The sequence below is a fragment of the Caballeronia sp. AZ1_KS37 genome (assembly GCF_023631165.1).
Lineage (GTDB): Bacteria > Pseudomonadota > Gammaproteobacteria > Burkholderiales > Burkholderiaceae > Caballeronia > Caballeronia zhejiangensis.
The window spans coordinates 151,779-173,982 of the sequence record NZ_JALQDP010000005.1; the positions used below are offsets into that span (position 1 = coordinate 151,779).

Below are 22,204 nucleotides of genomic sequence, written 5' to 3' on the forward strand. Positions count from 1 at the left end.
GCCTTTTAGACCGCACTCGTTGCAATTCCACCAAACGCTCATGCCGCGCCCCCTTTCAGCAACAATTCACACCGCCGCGCTCGCCAACAACCTGGCCGTTGCACGCAAGTACGCCCCGAAATCCAAGATCTGGGCCGTCGTCAAGGCCAATGCATATGGCCACGGTCTCGCCCGGGCGTTCCCCGGTTTGCGCGCAACGGACGGCTTTGGCCTTCTCGACCTCGAAGAAGCCGCGAAGTTGCGTGAATTGGGGTGGGCCGGGCCAATTCTTTTGCTCGAGGGCTTTTTCCGGCCGACCGACATCGACGTGATCGACCGCTATAGCCTCACCACGGCCGTGCACTGCGACGAGCAGTTGCGGATGCTGGAAATGGCGCGGCTGTCGAAACCGGTCAACATTCAGTTGAAGATGAACAGCGGCATGAACCGGCTCGGCTATACGCCCGAGAAGTTCCGCGCCGCGTGGGAGCGCGCGCGCGCCGTGCAGGGCGTCGGCCAGATCACGCTCATGACCCATTTTTCCGATGCCGATGGCCCGCGCGGCGTCGCGCATCAACTGGAAGCGTTCGAACGCGGCGCGGAAGGCATCGCGGGCGCGCGCAGTCTCGCGAACTCGGCGGCGCTCTTGTGGCACCCGGGCGCGCACTTCGACTGGGTGCGGCCCGGCATCATGCTGTACGGCGCATCGCCGTCGGGCGTGACCGCGGATATCGCCGATACCGGCCTCAAGCCCGCGATGACGCTCCAGTCCGAGCTGATCGCCGTGCAGACGGTCGACGCGGGGAGCAGCATCGGTTATGGCTCGACGTATACAGCGGGAACGCCGATGCGCATCGGCGTGGTCGCGTGCGGCTACGCGGACGGCTATCCGCGCGTGGCGCCCGAAGGCACGCCCGTGATCGTCGACGGCGCGAGAACGCGGCTCGTCGGCCGCGTGTCGATGGATATGCTGACCGTCGATCTGACGCCGTGCCCGAACGCCGGCATCGGTTCGCGCGTGGAACTGTGGGGCGCGAATCTGCCGATCGACGATGTCGCGAGCTCGGCCGGCACGATCGGCTACGAACTCATGTGCGCGATCGCGCAACGCGTGCCGGTGCGCGCGGAATAACAACACGAAATCAACAACAAGAAATCAGGCAAGGCTTCGAGTGGCAAAAGTAGCGAAGGCAAAAACGCTGTATGTGTGCAGCGAATGCGGCGGGGAATCGCCGAAGTGGACCGGCCAGTGCGCCGCATGCAACGCGTGGAACACGCTGACCGAATCGGTGGCGCAGACGGCGTCGAACCATCGCTTCCAGGCGCTCGCGAAGAGTTCGCCGGTGCGCAAGCTCGCGGAAATCGAGGCGTCGGACGTGCCGCGCTTCACGACGGGCGTCGGCGAATTCGATCGCGTGCTGGGCGGCGGGCTCGTGCCGGGCGGCGTCGTGCTGATCGGCGGCGATCCGGGCATCGGCAAATCGACATTGCTACTGCAATCGCTCGCCGAAATCGCGCGCGAGCGGCCGGCGCTCTACGTGAGCGGTGAGGAATCCGGCGCGCAGATCGCGCTGCGCGCGCAGCGGCTCGGACTGATCGGCGGCGCGAGCGCCGCGGGCGATCTCGCGCTGCTCGCGGAAATTCAGCTCGAAAAGATCCAGGCGACCATCGATGAGCAACGGCCTGAAGTCGCCGTCATCGACTCGATTCAGACGATCTACTCGGAAGCGCTGACGTCCGCGCCCGGCTCCGTCGCGCAAGTGCGCGAGTGCGCGGCGCAACTCACGCGCATCGCCAAGCAGACGGGCACGTCGATCATCATGGTCGGCCACGTGACAAAAGAGGGCAGCCTCGCGGGACCGCGCGTGCTGGAGCACATCGTCGATACCGTGCTGTATTTCGAGGGCGACACGCACTCGTCGTTCAGGCTCGTGCGCGCGTTCAAGAATCGCTTCGGCGCCGTCAACGAGCTCGGCGTCTTCGCCATGACGGAAAAGGGCTTGCGCGGCGTCGCCAATCCGTCGGCGCTATTTTTGTCGCAGCACGAGCAGAGCGTCGCGGGTTCGTGCGTGCTCGTGACGCAGGAAGGTTCGCGGCCGCTGCTCGTCGAAGTGCAGGCGCTCGTCGATACGGCGCACGTGCCCAATCCGCGCCGGCTCGCGGTCGGGCTGGAACAAAACCGGCTGGCGCTGTTGCTGGCGGTGCTGCATCGGCACGCGGGAATTGCGTGTTTCGATCAGGACGTGTTCCTGAACGCGGTCGGCGGCGTGAAGATCACCGAGCCCGCCGCCGATCTCGCCGTGCTGCTCGCGATCCACTCGTCGATGCGCAACAAGCCGCTGCCGAAGGGTCTCATTACGTTCGGCGAGGTGGGCTTGGCGGGTGAAATCCGGCCGTCTCCGCGCGGGCAGGATCGCCTGAAGGAAGCGGCGAAGCTAGGCTTTTCCGTCGCGCTGATTCCGAAGGCGAACGCGCCCAAGCAGGCCATCGACGGTCTGAAGGTGATCGCCGTGGACCGCATCGAGGAAGCGATCGACCGCGTTCGCGACCTCGAATGATTTCGCGATCGGACCCTTCGTAACGGCGTGTAAAAATCTCGTTGCGCAATGTAACCCAACGGACGCGCGGTTTTCCTATCCTTACAGGGCTACGGACCCGGCCAACTTCGCCAAGGGCATTTCAACACGCGAAGTGACCGGAAGGATCGAGAGGACCACGCATTGAAACACGCTAATTCAGCCCGGCCGAAGCCCGCTTTCCACCTGCGCGGATGCCGCGTCTCCGCGCCGCTTCAGCAGCCTTGGGGCAGCGGCTGCCGGATCGTCGAATGGATCGACGAGCAAGGCCAGATCTCGCGTCGCGTCGTCGCGGCCGATGTCACCGAGGATCAAGTCGTCGCGACCATTCGCGAGCATGTGACGGGCCGCAAGCATGTGCTCGTCGACGACGAACGTCAGCCGCGTCAGGTCTTGCCGCGGCGTTAGGCGCTTCTGAAAAGCGGGTGTGCCGCCGCTTCGGCAGGCGTCAGCACGGGCGCGACGCAGCAATCGAGCGGCTCCAGCAACGTCATCCATTCGTCGCGCGTGCGTTCGCGGAAAATCGCGGCAAGCTGCGCGGACAAGTCTGCCGCGTCCGCACCGCCGATCGCCTGTCCGCGGCTCCAGTGCCGCGTCGCCCAATCGGGACGGCCGAGCGCTTCGCACAAGGTCTGCCAGAACTTCAGCTCCAGCGCGCCGACCGCGACGAAACGGTCATCGCGCGTGCGATACACGTCATAGCAGGGCGCGCCGCCGTTCAGCAGGCCAGCGCCCGCGCGCGTCGTGGCTTCGTCGGCATTGGCGAGCGCGATATGCGCCATCACGTTGTGCGCGTGCGCCGCGTGCGTCATCGACACATTCAGGCAACGTCCTTCGCCGCCGCGCGCGACGTGCCACGCCGCCGCCAGTATTTCCATGACCGCCGAAAGCGCGCCGCCGAGCAGATCCGCCAACTGGAAATTCGGCGCGATGGGGGTGCCGTCGCGCGCCGCGAGCTGATCCAGCACGCCCGCATACGCGATGTAGTTCAGATCGTGTCCGGCCTTCTGCGCGAACGGTCCCTCGCTGCCGAAACCGGTGATCGCGCAATAGACGAGCTTCGGATTTGCCTCGCGCAGCACGTCGTAGCCGACGCCCAGCCGCGCCATCACCGAAGGTCGAAAGCTCTCGACGAGCACGTCTGCGTCGCGCGCGAGCTCGATCAATTTCGCGCGGCCTTCGTCCGTTTTGAGATCGAGCGTGAGCTGCCGCTTTCCGCGATTGACGATGCGATAAAACGCGCTCGGCGTGCCGCTTTGCCGATCGGCTTCGCTTTGCAGCATCGTGCGGGTGTAGTCGCCTTCGCCCGGCGGCTCGATCTTGAGCACATCGGCGCCGAGTTCCGCGAGCCGTAGCGTGGCGATGGGGCCGGGTAGAAGCCGCGTCAGATCCAGCACGCGCAGGCCGGTGAGGGAAGGCGTCGTCAAGTTGTCGATCTCCTGTTATGAGCCGATCTGCTCCAGTTCCTCGTGCGCTTCGAGCCACTCCATTTCGAGCGTTTCGAGGCGCGCATTCACTTCGCCCTGGCGTCGGATCGTCTCAGTGAGTTTCGCTTTCATCGGCGCTTCGTAGCTCGCCGGATCGGCGACGAACGCATCGAGTGCCGATTTTTCCGCGTTGAGCTTTTCCATCTCTTTCTCGATCTTGGCGATGCGCGACTTGAGCGGCTTCGTCAGATGCGCAAGCTTTTGCCGTTCCTGAGCTTCCTGCCGGCGCTGTTCCTTGCGATTGAGCGCGCTGTCGGACGCCTCGCCCGAGGCCGCGGCGCTCGCTTCCTTCGCCGCCGCGCGCGTTTCGGCGGCGTGCTGCAGAAGCCAGTCGCGGTAGTCGTCGAGATCGCCGTCGAACGGACTCAGGCGATGCTTCGCGACGAGCATGAACGTGTCGGTCGTCGCGCGCAGCAAGTGCCGGTCGTGCGACACGAGTATGAGCGTGCCTTCGAACTGCGCGAGCGCCATGGTGAGCGCGTGGCGCGTTTCGAGGTCGAGGTGGTTGGTCGGCTCGTCGAGCAGCAGCAGATTCGGCTTTTGCCAGATGATGAGCGCCAGCGCGAGCCGCGCCTTCTCGCCGCCGGAAAAGGGCGCGATCTTCGCGGTCGCCATGTCGCCGGAGAAGTTGAAGCTGCCGAGAAAGTCGCGCAGTTCCTGCTCGCGCGTGTCGGGTGCGAGGCGCGCGAGATGCTGGAGCGGGGAATCGTCCGGGCGCAGCGTTTCCAGTTGATGCTGCGCGAAATAGCCGATCTGCAAGCCTTTGCCCTGCCGGACGTCGCCGGAAAGCGGTTCGAGCGTCTGCGCGAGCGTCTTGATGAGCGTCGATTTCCCCTGACCGTTCGCGCCGAGCAAGCCGATGCGCTGGCCGTTCTGGATCGACAGCGTCACGCCTTCGACGATTGGAATCTCGCCGCCCGCGTCGTTGTGATAGCCGCAACGCACGCTCTCCATGACCATCATCGGATTCGGCGCGGCGTCGGGCTCGCGGAATTCGAACGTGAAGGGCGAGGTTGCGTGCGCGGGCGCGATCAGCTCCATCTTCTCCAGCGCCTTCACGCGGCTTTGCGCCTGCTTGGCTTTGGTCGCCTTGGCCTTGAATCGGTCGATGAAACTCTGCAGATGCGCGACTGTCCTTTGCTGCTTCTCGTACGCGCTTTGTTGCAGCGCGATCTGCTGCGCGCGCAGCACTTCGAACTGGCTGTAGTTGCCGCCGTAGCGCTTCACCTGACGATTTTCCAGATGCAGCGTGACGTTGCAGACCGAATCGAGGAACTCACGGTCGTGCGAGATCACGACGAGCGTGCCCGCATAGCGCCCGAGCCAGTCTTCCAGCCAGACGATGGCGTCGAGGTCCAGGTGGTTGGTCGGTTCGTCGAGCAGCAGCAGATCGGACGGACACATCAGCGCCTGCGCGAGATTCAGGCGCATGCGCCAGCCGCCCGAGAAGCTCGACACCGGCTCGCTCGTCTGCTCGAGCGTGAAGCCGAGACCGAGCAGCAGCGTTTCGGCGCGCGCGGGCGCCGTGTAGCCATCGGCATCGGCGAAGGCGGCGTGGGCTTCCGCTTCGGCCGCGCCGTCATGCGCGGCGGACGCGGCCACGATGCGCGCCTCGATCGCACGCAGATGCGTGTCGCCGTCGAGCGTGTAGTCGAGTGCGCTGCGATCCACGGCGGGCGTTTCCTGCGCGACGTGCGCGATGCGCCACGACGGCGGCATCGAGAAATCGCCGCCGTCCGCGTGCAATTCGCCGCGCAGCACGGAAAAGAGCGTCGACTTGCCCGCGCCGTTTGCGCCGACGAGACCGGCCTTCTCGCCCGGATTGAGCGTGAAGCTCGTGTCTTCGAAAAGCGGCTTGGTGCCGCGGGACAGGCTGAACTGGTTGAAGCGGATCACGTCGGAATGGCGGCGAAAAGGGCGCGGCTTTGAGGGAAAGCGCTATTTTAGACCGGACCGATTGCGCGGCAGGGGTCGGCCGTTCGGCTAATGGCGGGCGAACGCGCGACGGGTTAGCATCGCGTGACTTTCATCGAATTTTTCCGGAGCACGCCATGAGCACAGCCAGCGAAGGCATCTACGGCTTCTCGGCCGAAACACTCGACGGCGCGACCGTCAGCCTCGACAAGTACCGCGGCAAGGTTCTGCTCATCGTGAATACGGCGAGCGAATGCGGATTCACACCGCAGTACCAGGGTTTGCAGGAGGTTTATCGACAGTACGCGGCGCGCGGTTTCGAGGTGCTCGGCTTTCCGTGCAACCAGTTCGGCAAGCAGGAACCGGGCGATGCCGGGCAAATCGGCGCTTTCTGCGAGCAAAACTACGGCGTCACGTTTCCGATGTTCGCGAAGATCGAGGTGAACGGCTCCAACGCGCATCCGCTCTACAAGTATTTGAAGGACAAGGAACCGGGCCTGCTCGGCATCGAAGCGATCAAGTGGAATTTCACGAAGTTTCTCGTCGATCGCAGTGGCAAGGTCATCAAGCGCTATGCGCCGCAGACCAAGCCGGAATCGATCACCGACGACATCGAAAAGCTGCTCTGACGCCGCTCAGAGAATCGGCGAGAAAAGCCGCGCGACGTGCATCGCCATGCGCCGCCAGAAGGCCTTGCCGCGATAGTCATTGGCGTCGATCTCGAACGAATGCGCGAAGTCGGCGAGCAGCATGGTTTCCACTTCGCTAGCGAACGCGCGATCGACGGTCAGCACCGTGATCTCGAAGTTCAGGCGAAACGAGCGATTGTCGAGATTCGCGCTGCCGATCGACGCGGCGATGCCGTCGACGAGCACGACCTTCTGATGCAGAAATCCCGGCTTGTAGCGGAAGATGCGAACGCCCGCCTGCACGAGGTCGTACGCGTAAAGCCGCGACGCCGCGAACACCACGCGATGATCGCGCCGGCTCGGAATCAGGATGCGTACGTCGACGCCACGCATCACGGCGAGCCGCAGCGCCGAGAACACGGCTTCGTCGGGAATCAGATAGGGCGATGTGATCCAGATGCGCTCGCGCGCCGCGTTGATCGCCTCGACAAAGAAAAGCGAACAGGTTTCCTGTTTGTCCGCCGGGCCGCTCGACAGCACCATGCAGTGCATGTTCTCGCCGGAATGCGGCGCGGGGCCGAGTTCCGGCAGGCGTTGCGTCGCCCAGTACCAGTCTTCGGTGAACACGAACTGAATGCTCGCGACCGCCGGGCCGCGCACTTCGATATGCGTGTCGCGCCACGGCGAAAGCCGCGGATTGCCGCCGAGATATTCGACGCCCACGTTGTGCCCGCCGACGAACGCGCATTTGCCGTCCACCACGACGATCTTCCGATGATTGCGGAAGTTGATCTGGAAACGGTGCACGAACTTGCGGGTGGCCGCGAACGGATGCGCCTCGACGCCGCCCGCCCGCAGCGCATTGACGTAGCGATGCGGCAGGTCGAAGCTGCCGATGCTGTCATAGAGGAAGTACACGCGCACGCCGGCCTGAGCTTTCTTGATGAGCGCGTCCTTGAGCATTTCGCCGAGCGCATCGGCGCGCACGATGAAGAACTGCACGACCACATAGCGTTCGGCGCCGGCGATCGCTTCGAGAATCGCGGCGAACGTCGCGTCGCCGTTGATGAGCACGCGGGCCGAGTTGCCGCGCAAGAACGGCATGCCGGACAGGCGCTGCAGCGTGCGGATCGTCGGATTGCCGAGATAAGCGGCAGGCCCCGGCGCGATTTCGCCGCGCGCGCCGGTGGAATCGACGAGCGGAGCGGCTTCGGGCGCATCGCTGCGGGCGCCGGAATCCCATTCGGCAGGCTTCGAACGGCTGCGCAGGATCTCGATTTCCAGCCGCCGTTCGTCGATATAGCCGGCGAACTTGCTGCGGCCGAGGAAGAGATACGGGATCAGCGTGAAGTAGGGCATCGCGACGAGCGACACGGCCCACGCGACCGCGCCTTGCGACGTGCGTGTGTTGATGACGGCATGGATCGCGGCGATCACGCCGAGCACATGCGCGGCCATCACGAGCGTGCCGAGGTGAAGCCAGTCGGATGCTTGCATAGACGCGGGAAGGAGCTAAGGGCTTGGCTAATGGCGATTTGCCATATTACCCAACCCTTCCACGCGAAGTGTCAGCGATCGTTGCAGCGCTTGCGCCGCCGCAACGACCGCTCACGGAGAAGCGGACGCTCAGGCCGGAAGGTCGGCGGCCTGGATGAGGAACACGTTGTCGTCGCCGGCGCTCGTCGAGAGCCAGACGAGATCGAGGCCGCCGAGCGCGGCTTCGACATTCGGGCGCTCATTGCCGATCTCGACGACGAGCACGCCGTCCTCGGTCAGCCACTTGCCCGCGTCGCGCACGATGCGCCGTACCACGTCCATGCCGTCCGCGCCGCCCGCGAGCGCGAGCTCGGGTTCGTGGCGGTACTCTGCCGGCAGCGCCTGCATCGCGTCCGCGTTGACGTACGGCGGATTCGTGATGATGACCTCGTAGCGCGCCTCGGGAAGCGGCGCGTACAGGTCGCCTTCGTAGAGGCTCACGCGCTCTTCCAGACCGTAATCGTCCACATTGCGGCGCGCGACCGCGAGCGCATCGGCGGAAATGTCGACGGCATCGACATCGGCGTTTTCGAAGGCCTGCGCCGCGAGAATCGCGAGGCAGCCCGAGCCGGTGCACAGTTCGAGCACGCGCGTGACCTGATCCGGATCGGCCACATACGGCTGCAAGCCGTCCTGCAGCAACTCGCCGATGAACGAGCGCGGCACGATCACGCGTTCATCGACGTAAAAGCGGCGGCCGTGCATCCACGCTTCCTGCGTGATGTACGCGGCGGGAATGCGTTCCTTCGCGCGGCGCTCGATGACTTTCATGACCGCGTCGATCTCGTGGTCGAGCAGGCGCGCGTCGAGGAACGGATCGAGCGTGTCGAGCGGCAGATGCAGCGTATGCAGGATCAGATACGCGGCTTCGTCGTAGGCATTGGACGAGCCGTGGCCGAAGGACAAGCCCGCTTCGGTGAAACGCGAGACGCCGAAGCGCAGCAGGTCGCGCACGGTCGTGAAGGGCAGCGCCATCGAAGGCTCCTTTTTATTGTCGGATTTGAATTAGGCGATCAGTGCTTCGAGCACGCGGCGGTACACGTTCTTCAACGGTTCGATGAAGCGCACTTCGACATGCTCGTCGATCTTGTGGATCGTGCCGTTCGGCGGGCCGAATTCGACGACCTGATCGCAGATTTGCGCGATGAAGCGTCCGTCGGACGTGCCGCCCGTGGTAGACAGCTCGGTGCGCACGCCGGTTTCATCGGCGATGGCTTTTTCGAGCGCGTCGGACAGCGCACCGCGCGGGGTGAGAAACGGCAGGCCGCTCACGATCCACTGCAGGTCGTATTCGAGGCCGTGCTTGTCAAGGATCGCGTGGACGCGGCTTTGCAGGCTCTCGACCGTGCTCGCGGTCGAGAAGCGGAAGTTGAACATCAGGTCGGCATGACCGGGAATGATGTTGGTCGCGCCGGTGCCCGAATGCAGGTTCGACACTTGCCAGGTTGTCGGCGGGAAATATTCGTTGCCGTCGTCCCATTTTTCGGCGACGAGCTCGGCGAGCGCGGGCGCGAGCAGATGCACCGGATTCTTCGCGAGATGCGGATACGCGATATGCCCCTGCACGCCCTTGACGACGAGCTTGCCCGTCATCGAGCCGCGCCGGCCGTTCTTGACCATGTCGCCGAGCGTGGCGTTCGAAGTCGGCTCGCCGACGATGCAGTAATCGAGCCGCGTGCCGCGCGCCTTCAGCGCTTCAACGACCTTGATCGTGCCGTCGGTCGCGGGGCCTTCTTCATCGCTCGTGATGAGAAACGCGAGCGTGCCGCGATGTTCCGGATGCTGCGCGACGAATTCCTCGCTCGACACGACGAACGCCGCGAGCGACGCCTTCATGTCCGCCGCGCCGCGACCGTAGAGTTTGCCGTCGCGATGCGTCGGGGTGAAGGGCGGCGAGCTCCACTGTTCGAGCGGGCCGGTCGGCACGACGTCGGTATGGCCGGCGAAGGCGAGCAGCTTGCCGCTTGCGTCCGTGCCGCGCCTGACGGCCCACAGGTTCGTGACGCCGCCCGATTCGATCGTTTCGCATTCGAAGCCGATCGCCGCGAGCCGCTCGATCATGAGCGCCTGGCAAGCCTTGTCGTCGGGCGTGACGGATGCGCGTTCGATCAGCGCTTCGGTAAGGGAAAGGGTGCCGGACATGGTTCTTTTTCCACAGCGATAAAAAATGCCGGCGCGCGGGCCGGCACTCGTAGCAAGCTCGCGATGACCGTCGGATTCACAGTCATCGCATCGGCTCAGGCAAAGAGCGTTTCGTACTGCTCGGCGGAAAATCCGAGCGTCTTCACGCGTCCGTTCACCACCACGACCGGCCGCTTGATGATCGACGGCTTGTGGATCATCAGCGCGATCGCGCCGTTGGTCGTGTCGGCTTCGGCCTTGTGCACGTCCGACAGGCCGCGCCACGTCGTGCCGCGCTTGTTGATGAGCTGATCGAGCGATACGTCCTTCAGCCAGTCCTGAACCAGCTTCTCGTTCACGCCGGCTTTCTTGAAGTCGTGAAACTCGAACGGCACGCCGTGCTCTTCCAGCCACACGCGCGCCTTCTTCACCGTGTCGCAGTTCGGAATGCCGTAGACGACAGTCGTCGGGGTGGATCCGCGTGCCAAAATCAGTCGCCTCGCAGCAGTTCGTTCAGGCCGACTTTCGCGCGCGTCTTGGCGTCGACCTTCTTCACGATGACCGCGCAGTACAGGCTGTGCGAGCCGTCCTTCGACGGCAGGTTGCCCGCGACGACGACCGAGCCCGCCGGAATGCGGCCGTACGTGACTTCGCCGGTTTCGCGATCGTAGATCTTCGTCGACTGGCCGAGATACACGCCCATCGAGATGACGGAATTCTCTTCGACGATCACGCCTTCCACGACTTCCGAACGCGCGCCGATGAAGCAGTTGTCCTCGATGATGACCGGGTTCGCCTGCAGCGGCTCCAGCACGCCGCCGATGCCCACGCCGCCCGACAGGTGCACGTTCTTGCCGATCTGCGCGCACGAGCCGACGGTCGCCCACGTATCGACCATCGTGCCTTCGTCGACATATGCGCCGATGTTGGTGTAAGACGGCATCAGCACGACGTTCTTCGCGATGAACGAGCCGCGGCGCGCGATGGCCGGCGGCACGACGCGGAAACCGCCCGCCGCGAAGTCTTCGGCCGTGTAGTTCGCGAACTTCGAGGGCACCTTGTCGTAGAACTGCGTGTAGTTGTAAGACCCGCCACCGGCAGGCATCGGCGCGTTGTCTTCCAGTCGGAACGACAGCAGCACGGCCTTCTTGAGCCACTGATTCACGACCCAGTCGCCATCGCGCTTTTCGGCGACGCGCATCTGGCCTTTGTCGAGCTGCTCGATCGCATGCGCGACGGCTTCGCGGACTTCGGCGGGCGCGGCCTTGGGCGACAGCTCGGCGCGGTTTTCCCAGGCGGTATCGATGATGCTCTGAAGTTGTTGCGACATAGTTGGTATCAAGGATGGGTAGTTGGGCCGGCTACGTTTCAGAACCGTTTGTCAGGAACTGAGCGTGCGGCAGAATTCGACGATGCGGCGAGCGCCTTCGACACATTCCCCGGTTTCAGCGACGAGCGCGATGCGCACGAAACCTTCGCCGGGATTCGTGCCGTGCGCCGTGCGAGCGAGAAAGGAGCCCGGCAGAACCGTCACATTATAGTCGGCGTAAAGGCGTGCAGCGAACTGGGTATCGGTGAGCCCGGTGCCCGAAACGTTCGCCCAGAGGTAGAACGCGGCGTCGGGCAAACGCACGTCGAGGACGTCCGCGAGCATCGGCGTGACCGTCTGGAATTTTTTCAGATACTGCGCGCGGTTGTCGCGCACGTGCGTTTCATCCTGCCACGCGACGATGCTCGCGCGCTGAAACACCGTCGACAGCGCCGCGCCGTGATACGTGCGATAGAGCAGGAAGTCCTTCAGGATCGACGCATCGCCCGCGACGAAGCCCGAACGCATGCCCGGCACGTTCGAGCGCTTGGACAGGCTCGACAGCATCACGAGACGGTCGAAGTTGCGATTGAGCAGCCGCGCGGCTTCGAGGCCGCCGAGCGGCGGATTGCTTTCGTCGAAATAGATCTCCGAATAACACTCGTCCGATGCGATCACGAAGCCGTGCCTGTCCGACAGCGCGAAGAGTTCGCGCCAGTTTTCGAGCGTGAGCACGGCGCCCGTCGGGTTGCCCGGCGAGCAGACGTAGAGCAGTTGCGTGCGCGCCCAGATCTCTTCGGGCACCGCCGAGTAATCGCACGCGAAGTTGCGCGCCGGATCGCTGTTGACGAAGTACGGCTCGGCGCCCGCGAGCAGGGCCGCGCCTTCGTAGATTTGATAGAACGGGTTCGGACAGAGTACGATGGGCGGTTCTGCGGCCTTGTTCGTGCGGCTGTCGATCACGGTCTGCGCGAGCGCGAAAAGCGCCTCGCGCGAGCCGGAGACAGGCAGCACTTCGGTTGCCGGATCGATCGATTCGAGGCCGTAACGCTGCATCACCCATGCCGCGATCGCGCGGCGCAACGGCTCGCTGCCGAGCGTCGCCGGGTAGCTCGCGAGGCCGTCGAGCGAATCGATCACCGCATCGCGGATCAGCGCGGGCGTCGGATGCTTCGGCTCGCCGATGCCGAAGCTGATCGGCGTGAATCCCGCGCGCGGCTCGATGCCCTTGAAGAGCAGACGAAGCTTTTCGAATGGATAAGACTGAAGTTTCTCGAGAAGTGGATTCACGGCGTGACCGGTAAGCAGTGAGCGATGCGCGCGAGGCGAGAAGCGCCTGCGAGCGCGGCAATCGGAAGAATCGAACGGACGTGAAACGAACTCACGATTATAGCGCGTGGCGTCGCGCCGGAAACGGCGGGCGGCGCGCGCCACGAAGGACGAAAACACGAGTGATGCCGGACGCAATGCAAGGACCATCTCGATGACGAGCAGCGTGCGCAATGCATGGCCGACGCTCGCAATCATGCTCGGCGCGTCGGTGTGGGGCCTCGTCTGGTATCCGATGCGGATGCTTGCCGCCATGGGCCTCTCCGGCACGGCCGCGAGCGCGACGACGAGCGCCGCCGCGTGCGTCTTCGTGCTCGTCGCGAAACGCCGCTCGATCAGTACGCTGTCGTGGCACTGGCTGCTCGTCGGGCTCGGCGTGGCCGCGGGCGTGACCAATATCGGTTTCGTGTGGGGCGCGATCCACGGTCAGGTGATGCGCGTGCTGCTGCTCTTCTATCTGACGCCCGCGTGGACCGCGATCTTCGCGCACTTCATCCTGAAAGAGCGTCTCACGCGCGCCGACGCCGCGCTCTCGCTCCTCTCGCTCGCGGGCGCGGTCACCATGCTCTGGTCGCCCGAACTCGGCATGCCGCTGCCGGCCGATCTCGCCGAATGGTCGGGTCTGATGGGCGGCATGGGCTTCGCGATGAGCAACGTGCTCGTCGTGAAAGTCACCCGTACGCTGCCCGCGATGAAGCCCGAGATGCGCACGGCGGTGATCTTCGGCGGCGCGGCGCTCATCGCGTCCATCGTCACGCTGTTCGAGCCGATGCCCGCGCCGCCCGCAGCCGCTCTCTTGCCGACCGTGAGCCTGATCGTGATCGGGCTGGGCGTCGTGCTCGCCGGCAACAACATGATCGTGCAACTCGGCCTCGCGCGCGTGCCGGCCAATCGTGCGTCGATCATCATGCTGTTCGAACTCGTCGTCACGGCGCTGTCGGCGTGGCTCTTCGCAGGCGAAGTCCCCGGCGCGCGAGAATGGGCGGGCGGCGCGTGCATCGTCGTTGCATGCGTGCTGTCGGCGTGGGTGCATCGGCCGCGGGCAGCGCGCTCGCCTTCGTCCGCAGCGTCCGACATCGCGATAGAAGTGCCGGAAAGCAAAAAGAAATCGACTCGCGCGATGGTATGATGGAGTCCGCTTTCGCCGGGCCAGTTGATGGTGCTTCACTGCCGCGCGGCCGGGAAACGACGGGCCGCGCTGCGGCCTGTCCGCCATATATCCTCCGTCACTCATTCAAAACAGCGATATCGCCGTGCGTCTGACCTCGATAAAACTCGCTGGCTTCAAGTCCTTCGTCGATCCCACGCATTTCCAGGTCCCCGGCCAACTGGTCGGCGTCGTCGGGCCGAACGGCTGTGGCAAGTCCAATATCATCGATGCGGTGCGCTGGGTGCTCGGCGAATCGCGCGCCTCCGAGTTGCGCGGCGAATCGATGCAGGACGTGATCTTCAACGGATCGACGGCGCGCAAACCCGGCAGCCGGGCTAGCGTCGAACTCATTTTCGATAACGGCGACGGCCGCGCCGCCGGTCAATGGAGCGCCTACGGCGAAATCGCCGTGAAGCGCGTGCTCACGCGCGACGGCACTTCCAGCTACTACATCAACAATCTGCCCGCGCGCCGTCGCGACATCCAGGACATCTTCCTCGGCACGGGTCTCGGCCCGCGCGCCTACGCGATCATCGGGCAGGGCATGATCGCGCGCATCATCGAGGCGAAGCCCGAAGAGCTGCGCGTGTTCCTCGAAGAAGCCGCGGGCGTGTCGAAGTACAAGGAGCGCCGCCGCGAGACGGAGAACCGTCTGCATGACACGCGCGAGAACCTGACGCGCGTCGAAGACATCATCCGCGAGCTGTCGACGAACCTCGAAAAGCTCGAAGCGCAGGCGGTCGTCGCGACGAAGTACAAGGAACTGCAGGCCGAAGGCGAAGAGAAGCAACGCCTTCTGTGGCTCTTGCGCAAGAAGGAAGCGGGCAACGAAGCCGAGCGTCAGCAGCGCGCGATTCGCGAGGCCCAGGTCGAGCTCGAAGCGCAGACGGCGCGTCTGCGTGAAGTCGAAGCGCAACTGGAAACGCTGCGCGTCGCGCACTACAGCGCGAGCGACGCGATGCAAGGCGCGCAAGGCTCGCTCTACGAAGCCAATGCCGAAGTGAGCAGGCTCGAAGCGGAGATCCGCTTCATCGTCGAGTCGCGCAATCGCGTGCAGGCGCAGATCGCCGCGCTCACCGCGCAGCGCGAGCAATGGCAGGTGCAGGCGCAAAAGGCGCGCGACGAAATCGATACCGCGACCGAAGCGCTCGCCGAAGGCGAAGAAAAGGCCGCGATCGCGCAGGAAAATGCCGCCGCGAAACACGACGCGCTCCCCGCGCTCGAAGCGCGCTGGCGCGACGCACAAGCGCAATTGAACGAAGAGCGCGCGGGCATCGCGCGCGCCGAACAGGCGCTCAAGCTCGAAGCGGCGCATCAGCGCAACGCGGATCAGCAGCTTCAGCAATTGCAGCAGCGTCAGGAGCGTCTGAAGAGCGAGGCGAGCGGTCTGGACGCGCCCGACGAAGCGCATCTCGAAGAGTTGCGCATGCAGCTCGCGGAAAACGAAGAGATTCTCGCCGAAGCACAAGCGCGTCTCGCCGATGCGCAGGAAACCGTGCCGCGTCTGGACGCCGACCGCCGCGCCGCGCAGGAACGCGTGCAGAAGGAAAGCGCGCAGATCCATCAGCTCGAAGCGCGCCTCGCCGCGTTGAAGCAGCTTCAGGAAAGCGTGCAGACGGAAGGCAAGGTCCAGCCGTGGCTCGACAAGCACGAGCTCGGCGCGCTGCCGCGTCTGTGGAAGAAGCTGCACGTCGAGACCGGCTGGGAAGCGGCGCTCGAATCCGTGCTGCGGGAGCGTCTCGCCGCGCTGGAAGTATCGAATCTGGATTGGGTCAAGGCGTTCGCCACGGATGCGCCGCCCGCCAAGCTCGCGTTCTACTCGCCGCCCGTCGCGGGAAAGCCGGTCGACGCGCCGCAAGGCTTGCGCTCGCTGCTGTCGCTCGTGCGCATCGACGATCCGGGCCTGCGCGCCGTGCTCAACGAATGGCTCGCCACGACTTTCGTCGCCGACGATCTCGCGCAGGCGCTCGCTTCGCGCAATCAGTTGCCGGATGGCGCCGCGTTCGTCGTGAAGGCGGGGCATATCGTGACGCGCGTGGGCGTGCAGCTTTACGCGTCGGATTCCGAGCAGTCGGGCATGCTCGCGCGTGCGCAGGAAATCGAGAATCTGACGAAGCAGGTGCGCGCGCAGGCTTTGCTGTCCGATGAAGCCAAGGCCAACGCCTTGCGTGCCGATGCCGCCCACACGCAAGGCTCGCAGACGCTCGCGGAAGCGCGCGCCGCCGCTGAACGCGCGACGCAGCGCGTGCACGCGTTGCAGATGGACGTGCTCAAGCTCGCGCAGGCGCACGAACGCTATACGCAGCGCAACACGCAGATCGGCGAGGAGCTCGAAGAGATCGCCGCGCAGATCGACGAGCAGCGTGCCTTGCGCGCCGAATCGGAAGCCGCGTTCGAACGTCACGATGGCGAAATCGCGCAATTGCAGGCGCGTTTCGAAGACAACCAGCTTGCGTTCGAGTCGCTCGACGAGGAACTCACGAACGCGCGCCATGAACTGCGCGAACTGGAACGCGCCGCGAGCGATGCCAGCTTCGCCGTGCGCGGCCTCGCCGCGAAGATCGACGAATACAAGCGCAATATCGAGACGGCGCACGATCAGAGCGAGCGCATCGCGGGCACGCTGGAAGACGCGCGCGCCGAACTCGAAACCATCAACGAACAGACCGCGCAGACCGGCCTGCAGGACGCGCTCGAAGTGCGCGCGGCGCGCGAGGAAGCGCTGCATGCGGCGCGCGTCGAACTTGACGATCTGACCGCGCGTCTGCGTCAGGCCGACGAGCAGCGCCTCATGGCCGAACGTTCGCTGCAGCCGCTGCGCGACAAGATCAACGAGTTGCAACTGAAGGAGCAGGCGGCGCGCATCAGCGGCGAGCAGTTCGTCGAGCAGTTGCAAGCAGCCGGCGTCGATGAAGCCGAGCTCGCCGAAAAGCTCACGCCGGACATGAAGCCGTCGTATCTGCAGGGCGAAGTCACGCGGCTGAACAACGCGATCAACGCGCTCGGCCCGGTCAACATGGCCGCGCTCGAGGAACTCGCAGCAGCGACCGAGCGCAAGCATTTCCTCGACGCGCAGTCCGCGGATCTGAACGACGCCATCGGCACGCTGGAAGACGCGATCCAGAAGATCGATCAGGAAACGCGCGCGCTGCTGCAAGGCACCTTCGACGAAGTGAACCGTCACTTCGGCGAACTGTTCCCGCGCCTTTTCGGCGGCGGTCAGGCGAAGCTCATCATGACCGGCGATGAAATCCTCGACGCCGGCGTGCAGGTCATGGCGCAGCCGCCCGGCAAGAAGAATTCGACGATTCACCTGCTTTCGGGCGGCGAAAAGGCGCTGACCGCGACCGCGCTCGTGTTCGCGATGTTCCAGTTGAACCCTGCGCCGTTCTGTCTGCTCGACGAAGTCGACGCGCCGCTCGACGACGCCAACACCGAGCGCTTCGCGAACCTCGTGCGCGCGATGTCGGCCAAGACGCAGTTCCTGTTCATCTCGCACAACAAGATCGCGATGGAAATGGCGCAGCAACTGATCGGCGTGACGATGCAGGAGCAGGGCGTGTCGCGCATCGTCGCGGTGGACATGGAAGCGGCGGCGGGCTTCGCGCAGAACGGCTGAAGCATCGCGCTCGCGAGAGTTTGATTGAGTGAAAGGGCCGGACGAGGTTTCCGGCAGCGTGCGTCAAGGCGCGGAGTGGCGCGCATCGGCCAGGCGGCGGCGAGAAGCCGGAACGCGGCGATGCGCGCGACAGATCGCGCGGCGCTTCGTAACTTAAAAGAATGATGGAGCCTGCATGGACGAGTTGACACTCGGTTTGATTGGAGCCGGAGCCGTGGTGGTGGGCGGCGTGGTCGTGTACAACGCGTGGCAGAGCGCGAAGGTGCGTCGCAAGATGCCGCGTCCGATGCCGGACGAAGCGGCGGATGCGCTCGCGCGCCAGGAAGCGGACGATGAGCAGCCGTTCATCGAGCCCGTGCGTCAGTCGCGGCGCGAGCCCGTAGCGGGCGGCGCCGATGGCGCCGATGCCGAACCGCGCGATACGCGTGTCGAGCCGAGCTTCGGCACGGCGAACGAGTCGACGGCGGCGGCTCCCGTCGCGCCTGCCGATACCGCCGTCGATCTCCAGGCCGAGGCGACGTCCGCCAATGGCGCGTCCGAGGAAGCGCCAAGTGCCACCGAAGACGAGCGCACCGAACCGGTGATGCCCGCCGCGACGACGATTTCGCAGGCGCCGCCGGCGGTCGTCGATCGCCGCATCGATTGTGTCGTGCCGATTCGCCTCGCCGCGCCGGTTGCGGGCGATCGCGTGATTCCGCTTGCGCAGCGCCTGCGCCGCACGGGCACGAAGCCCGTGACGATCGAAGGCAAGGCCGAAGGCGACAGCGCGTGGGAGTTGCCGCGAAACGGCGTGCGCTACGAGGAGTTGCGCGCGGCCGCGCAACTCGCGAACCGCAGCGGCCCGCTCAACGAACTCGAATTCTCGGAGTTCGTGACCGGCGTGCAGCGGCTTGCCGACGCCATCGACGGCGCGCCCGAATTCCCCGACATGATGGAAACCGTCGGCATGGCGCGCGAGCTGGACGCGTTCGCCGCGCAATGCGACGCGCAGCTCTCGATCAACATCCTCTCCGACGGCGCGCCGTGGTCCGCGAACTACGTGCAGGCGGTGGCGTCGCAAGACGGCCTTTTGCTCTCGCGCGACGGCACACGCTTCGTCAAACTCGACGCGAAGCAGAATCCGGTCTTCATGCTCCAGTTCGGCGACACGAACTTCCTGCGCGACGACCTCACCTACAAGGGCGGGCAGATGATCACGCTGGTGCTCGACGTGCCCGTCGCCGACGAAGACATCCTGCCGTTCCGCCTGATGTGCGATTACGCGAAGTCGCTGTCGGAGCGTATCGGCGCGCGTGTCGTCGACGACCAGCGCCGGCCCTTGCCGGAGTCCGCGCTGCTCGCCATCGAGAAGCAGTTGATGACGCTCTACGCGAAGCTGGAGCAGGCGGGCATTCCGGCCGGCTCGCCCGCGACGCGGCGTCTTTTCAGCCAGTAATTTTTTGCTGCGCGCAGTCGGCAAGGCGCTCGCTTGCCAGGAGAATCGCGCCCCAGCCGGGGCGCTTTTCTTTGCGTGCGCGCCGCCGCACCGACGCCCGCACTTAGGCCGTTTGGCCGAGGCCACGATTTACAGATCTTCTGAGACAATCGAACGGTCGGTTGACTGACTTACCTACTTTCTCGAAGCCGCATGTCCGCAAAATCAAAAGCCGAATCCGCCGCGACCGCGAAGTCGGGCGCCGCCGTGCCCAGCGCCGCTCGTCCGGCCGAGCGCGCGGCGTGGCTGCGTTCGGAACTGGAACGCGCGAACTACGCGTATTACGTACTGGATCAGCCGGATCTGCCCGACGCCGAGTACGACACGCTCTTCAAGGAACTTCAGGGCATCGAGACCGAGCATCCGGATCTGATCACGCCGGATTCGCCGACGCAGCGCGTGGGCGGCGAAGTCGCCGAAGGATTCACGCCGGTCGTCCATGACGTGCCGATGCTTTCGCTCAACAACGGCTTCGCGGACGAGGACATCGCCGCATTCGACAAGCGCGTGTCCGACGCGCTGGGCCACGCGAGCGTCGAATATGCGTGCGAGCTCAAGTTCGATGGTCTCGCCATTTCCCTGCGTTACGAGGACGGCCATTTCGTGCAGGCCGCGACGCGCGGCGACGGCGCGACGGGCGAGGACGTGACGGCGAACGTACGCACCATCCGCTCGGTTCCGCTCACGCTGAAGGGCAAGAACGTGCCGAAACGGCTCGACGTGCGCGGCGAAGTGCTGATGTTCAAGCGCGATTTCGAGCGCCTGAATGCGCGTCAGCGCGAAGCGGGCCAGCGCGAGTTCGCGAATCCGCGCAACGCGGCGGCGGGCGGCTTGCGTCAGCTCGATCCGAAAATGACCGCGCAGCGTTCGCTGTCGTTCTTCGCTTATGGCATCGGCGTGCTCGAAGGCGCGGAGATGCCCGCGACGCACGCCGCGTTGCTCGACTGGTACAAGGAAATGGGCTTGCCGGTGAACGCGGAGCGCGCCGTGGTCGAAGGCGCCGACGGTTTGCTCGCTTTCTTCCACCGGATCGGCGAGAAGCGCGAGAAGCTGCCGTACGACATCGACGGCGTCGTCTACAAGGTCGACCGCCGCGACGAGCAGGATAAGCTCGGCTTCGTGTCGCGCGCGCCGCGTTTCGCGCTCGCGCACAAATTCCCGGCGCAGGAAGCGCTGACGCAACTGCTCGCCATCGACGTGCAGGTCGGTCGAACGGGCGCGATCACGCCGGTCGCGCGTCTCGCGCCGGTGTTCGTCGGCGGTGCGACGGTCACGAACGCGACGTTGCACAACGAGGACGAAGTGCGGCGCAAGGACATCCGCATCGGCGATACGGTCACGGTGCGCCGCGCGGGCGACGTGATCCCCGAAGTCGTCGGCGCCATTCTTGAGCGCCGTCCCGCCGACGCGCGCGAATTCGTCATGCCGACGGAGTGCCCCGTCTGCGGCTCGAAGATCGAGCGCCTGCCGGACGAGGCGATCGCGCGCTGCACGGGCGGGTTGTTCTGTCCCGCTCAGCGCAAGCAGGCACTGTGGCACTTCGCGCAGCGCCGCGCGCTCGATATCGACGGGCTAGGTGAGAAGATCATCGATCAACTCGTCGAGCAGAATCTCGTGCGTACGCCCGCGGATCTGTTTAATCTCGGCTTTTCGACGCTCGCGGCGCTCGACCGTTTCGCCGACAAATCCGCGCAGAACCTGATCGATTCGCTCGAAAAAGCGAGGAAGACGACGCTCGCGCGCTTCATCTATGCGCTCGGCATCCGGCACGTGGGCGAATCGACGGCGAAGGATCTCGCGAAGCATTTCGGCTCGCTCGATCCGATCATGGCTGCTTCGGTCGAAGAGCTGCTCGAAGTCAACGATGTCGGGCCGATCGTCGCCGAGGCCATCCACAATTTCTTCAGCGAAGAACACAACAAGCATGTGATCGAGCAGTTGCGCGTCAAGGTGTCGTGGCCGGAAGGGCCGCCCGCGCCGAAAGCGCCGCAGGGCGTGCTGGCCGGCAAGACCGTCGTGCTGACGGGCACGCTGCCCACGCTATCGCGCGAGGAAGCGAAGGAAATGCTGGAGTCGGCGGGTGCGAAGGTTGCCGGTTCCGTATCGAAAAAGACCGACTACGTCGTGGCGGGCGCGGAAGCGGGCAGCAAGCTCGCCAAGGCGGAGGAACTCGGGGTTCCTGTTCTCGACGAAGAGGCCATGCGTAAGCTTTTGGAAGGAGTCACTCCATGATTCGCGAAATCCTGAAGATGGGCGATCCGCGGCTTTTGCGTATCGCGCAGCCGGTCGAGCATTTCGACACGCCCGAACTGCACGCGCTCGTGCAGGATATGTTCGATACGATGCGCGACGCCAACGGCGCGGGGCTCGCCGCGCCGCAGATCGGCGTCGATCTGCAGGTGGTGATCTTCGGCTTCGGGCAGAACGAGCGTTATCCGGACGCGCCGTCGGTGCCGGAGACGGTCCTCATCAATCCGATCATCACGCCGAACGGACACGACATGGAGGAGGGTTGGGAAGGCTGTCTGTCCGTGCCGGGTTTGCGCGGCGCGGTGCAGCGTTTCTCGATGATCCGCTATCAGGGTTTCGATCAGTACGGCAAAGCCATCGAACGGCTCGCGGAGGGCTTTCACGCGCGCGTCGTGCAGCACGAGTGCGACCATCTGATCGGCAAGCTCTATCCGATGCGTATCACCGACTTTTCGAAGTTCGGCTTCACCGAAGTGCTGTTTCCGGGTCTCGATCCCGCGCGCGACGACTGACGCCGCGCGGTTGGAATCGCAACGAATCAGCCTGAATACGGAGAGCCGCTTTCGCGAGAAGCGGCTTTTTCTTTACGCCAACGTTTTCGGATTGCCGCTGACGTCGGGTTGACGAAACAGCGCGACATGCTCCGGATTCGCGGATGCCTGCAGGCGTCCGTCGGGCAGACGGGCGATCACCATTTCACCCACGCCGGGGCTCGTCACGACGACTTCGTCGCGCAGGGCGAGGAGGGCTTCGAGCCGTCGCCGGCCACTCACGATCTCCAGACCGGTTCCCGTCTCACGAACGATGATCTCAACTGACATGGCGATTCTC

Annotated in this window: 18 protein-coding genes; 9 read left to right on the forward strand and 9 right to left on the reverse strand. The window is 64.9% G+C overall.

Annotated elements, in window-relative coordinates:
- The first annotated feature begins 40 nt into the window (after positions 1 to 40).
- The 3 genes from alr to NCS00_RS06075 all read left to right on the forward strand — a co-directional run bounded on the left by alr (position 41) and on the right by NCS00_RS06075 (position 2,963).
- Positions 41 to 1,111 carry an alanine racemase gene (alr, locus tag NCS00_RS06065; protein WP_034472003.1) on the forward strand — a complete coding sequence of 357 codons (1,071 nt, stop codon included), beginning with the start codon at positions 41 to 43 and terminating at the stop codon, positions 1,109 to 1,111.
- Between the two features lie 40 nt (positions 1,112 to 1,151).
- On the forward strand, positions 1,152 to 2,537 hold the full coding sequence (radA, locus tag NCS00_RS06070) for a DNA repair protein RadA (RefSeq protein WP_175979974.1): 1,386 nt from the start codon (positions 1,152 to 1,154) through the stop codon (positions 2,535 to 2,537).
- 162 nt (positions 2,538 to 2,699) lie between these two features.
- Positions 2,700 to 2,963, forward strand: coding sequence for a DUF2866 domain-containing protein (locus tag NCS00_RS06075; protein ID WP_008350121.1), 264 nt, complete (start codon positions 2,700 to 2,702; stop codon positions 2,961 to 2,963).
- On the opposite strand, the gene NCS00_RS06080 is transcribed toward NCS00_RS06075, so the two are convergent.
- Together NCS00_RS06080 and NCS00_RS06085 are read right to left on the reverse strand one after the other, a co-directional pair.
- Entirely contained in the window at positions 2,960 to 3,982 is a 1,023-nt protein-coding gene (locus NCS00_RS06080; protein ID WP_250439605.1) for a CaiB/BaiF CoA transferase family protein, read from the reverse strand. The two genes, NCS00_RS06075 and NCS00_RS06080, sit on opposite strands and share 4 nt — an antisense overlap.
- A gap of 15 nt (positions 3,983 to 3,997) precedes the next feature.
- A complete protein-coding gene (locus tag NCS00_RS06085; protein ID WP_175979975.1) occupies positions 3,998 to 5,938 on the reverse strand; it encodes an ATP-binding cassette domain-containing protein in 1,941 nt (646 codons plus the stop codon).
- Between the two features lie 155 nt (positions 5,939 to 6,093).
- Here NCS00_RS06085 and NCS00_RS06090 point away from each other — a divergent pair, with 155 nt between their 5' ends.
- Complete coding sequence (locus tag NCS00_RS06090) at positions 6,094 to 6,585, forward strand: glutathione peroxidase (protein ID WP_250439607.1); 492 nt, start codon at positions 6,094 to 6,096, stop codon at positions 6,583 to 6,585.
- Positions 6,586 to 6,591: 6 nt separating this feature from the next.
- On the opposite strand, the gene cls is transcribed toward NCS00_RS06090, so the two are convergent.
- The 6 genes from cls to dapC all read right to left on the reverse strand — a co-directional run bounded on the left by cls (position 6,592) and on the right by dapC (position 12,841).
- Positions 6,592 to 8,082 (reverse strand): cardiolipin synthase, encoded by a 1,491-nt coding sequence (cls, locus tag NCS00_RS06095; protein WP_033537247.1) that lies wholly within the window; start codon positions 8,080 to 8,082, stop codon positions 6,592 to 6,594.
- Positions 8,083 to 8,211: 129 nt separating this feature from the next.
- Positions 8,212 to 9,096 carry a 50S ribosomal protein L3 N(5)-glutamine methyltransferase gene (gene prmB / locus NCS00_RS06100; RefSeq protein WP_008350110.1) on the reverse strand — a complete coding sequence of 295 codons (885 nt, stop codon included), beginning with the start codon at positions 9,094 to 9,096 and terminating at the stop codon, positions 8,212 to 8,214.
- Positions 9,097 to 9,126: 30 nt separating this feature from the next.
- Positions 9,127 to 10,263 (reverse strand): succinyl-diaminopimelate desuccinylase, encoded by a 1,137-nt coding sequence (gene dapE / locus NCS00_RS06105; RefSeq protein ID WP_008350108.1) that lies wholly within the window; start codon positions 10,261 to 10,263, stop codon positions 9,127 to 9,129.
- Between the two features lie 95 nt (positions 10,264 to 10,358).
- Positions 10,359 to 10,730 carry an ArsC family reductase gene (locus tag NCS00_RS06110; protein WP_008350107.1) on the reverse strand — a complete coding sequence of 124 codons (372 nt, stop codon included), beginning with the start codon at positions 10,728 to 10,730 and terminating at the stop codon, positions 10,359 to 10,361.
- A gap of 2 nt (positions 10,731 to 10,732) precedes the next feature.
- Complete coding sequence (gene dapD, locus NCS00_RS06115) at positions 10,733 to 11,572, reverse strand: 2,3,4,5-tetrahydropyridine-2,6-dicarboxylate N-succinyltransferase (protein WP_175979978.1); 840 nt, start codon at positions 11,570 to 11,572, stop codon at positions 10,733 to 10,735.
- A gap of 51 nt (positions 11,573 to 11,623) precedes the next feature.
- Positions 11,624 to 12,841, reverse strand: a complete 1,218-nt coding sequence (gene dapC, locus NCS00_RS06120; protein WP_175979979.1) for a succinyldiaminopimelate transaminase — start codon at positions 12,839 to 12,841, stop codon at positions 11,624 to 11,626.
- A 193-nt stretch (positions 12,842 to 13,034) separates the two neighbouring features.
- Here dapC and NCS00_RS06125 point away from each other — a divergent pair, with 193 nt between their 5' ends.
- The 5 genes from NCS00_RS06125 to def all read left to right on the forward strand — a co-directional run bounded on the left by NCS00_RS06125 (position 13,035) and on the right by def (position 21,885).
- Positions 13,035 to 14,009: a DMT family transporter gene (locus NCS00_RS06125; protein ID WP_034472151.1), complete on the forward strand. Its 975-nt coding sequence runs from the start codon at positions 13,035 to 13,037 to the stop codon at positions 14,007 to 14,009.
- A 124-nt stretch (positions 14,010 to 14,133) separates the two neighbouring features.
- Positions 14,134 to 17,649, forward strand: a complete 3,516-nt coding sequence (gene smc, locus NCS00_RS06130) for a chromosome segregation protein SMC (RefSeq protein ID WP_250439609.1) — start codon at positions 14,134 to 14,136, stop codon at positions 17,647 to 17,649.
- Between the two features lie 175 nt (positions 17,650 to 17,824).
- Positions 17,825 to 19,084, forward strand: a complete 1,260-nt coding sequence (locus NCS00_RS06135; protein WP_250439612.1) for a cell division protein ZipA C-terminal FtsZ-binding domain-containing protein — start codon at positions 17,825 to 17,827, stop codon at positions 19,082 to 19,084.
- A 192-nt stretch (positions 19,085 to 19,276) separates the two neighbouring features.
- Positions 19,277 to 21,355 (forward strand): NAD-dependent DNA ligase LigA, encoded by a 2,079-nt coding sequence (gene ligA, locus NCS00_RS06140; protein WP_008350094.1) that lies wholly within the window; start codon positions 19,277 to 19,279, stop codon positions 21,353 to 21,355.
- Positions 21,352 to 21,885, forward strand: a complete 534-nt coding sequence (gene def, locus NCS00_RS06145) for a peptide deformylase (protein ID WP_008350093.1) — start codon at positions 21,352 to 21,354, stop codon at positions 21,883 to 21,885. The genes ligA and def overlap by 4 nt, the downstream gene beginning before the upstream one ends.
- Before the next feature lie 72 nt (positions 21,886 to 21,957).
- Here the strand turns inward: def and NCS00_RS06150 are convergent, their stop codons facing one another.
- Entirely contained in the window at positions 21,958 to 22,194 is a 237-nt protein-coding gene (locus NCS00_RS06150; protein WP_008350092.1) for a hypothetical protein, read from the reverse strand.
- Positions 22,195 to 22,204: the final 10 nt, after the last annotated feature.

What these genes read in the sequence shown, in the direction of transcription:
- alr (WP_034472003.1), top strand. Translation starts at nt 41, where the DNA reads ATGCCGCGCCCCCTTTCAGCAACAATTCACACCGCCGCGCTCGCCAAC.
- NCS00_RS06090 (WP_250439607.1), top strand. Translation starts at nt 6,094, where the DNA reads ATGAGCACAGCCAGCGAAGGCATCTACGGCTTCTCGGCCGAAACACTC.
- cls (WP_033537247.1), bottom strand. Translation starts at nt 8,082, where the DNA reads ATGCAAGCATCCGACTGGCTTCACCTCGGCACGCTCGTGATGGCCGCG.
- prmB (WP_008350110.1), bottom strand. Translation starts at nt 9,096, where the DNA reads ATGGCGCTGCCCTTCACGACCGTGCGCGACCTGCTGCGCTTCGGCGTC.
- dapE (WP_008350108.1), bottom strand. Translation starts at nt 10,263, where the DNA reads ATGTCCGGCACCCTTTCCCTTACCGAAGCGCTGATCGAACGCGCATCC.
- dapD (WP_175979978.1), bottom strand. Translation starts at nt 11,572, where the DNA reads ATGTCGCAACAACTTCAGAGCATCATCGATACCGCCTGGGAAAACCGC.
- NCS00_RS06125 (WP_034472151.1), top strand. Translation starts at nt 13,035, where the DNA reads ATGACGAGCAGCGTGCGCAATGCATGGCCGACGCTCGCAATCATGCTC.
- NCS00_RS06135 (WP_250439612.1), top strand. Translation starts at nt 17,825, where the DNA reads ATGGACGAGTTGACACTCGGTTTGATTGGAGCCGGAGCCGTGGTGGTG.
- ligA (WP_008350094.1), top strand. Translation starts at nt 19,277, where the DNA reads ATGTCCGCAAAATCAAAAGCCGAATCCGCCGCGACCGCGAAGTCGGGC.
- def (WP_008350093.1), top strand. Translation starts at nt 21,352, where the DNA reads ATGATTCGCGAAATCCTGAAGATGGGCGATCCGCGGCTTTTGCGTATC.
- NCS00_RS06150 (WP_008350092.1), bottom strand. Translation starts at nt 22,194, where the DNA reads ATGTCAGTTGAGATCATCGTTCGTGAGACGGGAACCGGTCTGGAGATC.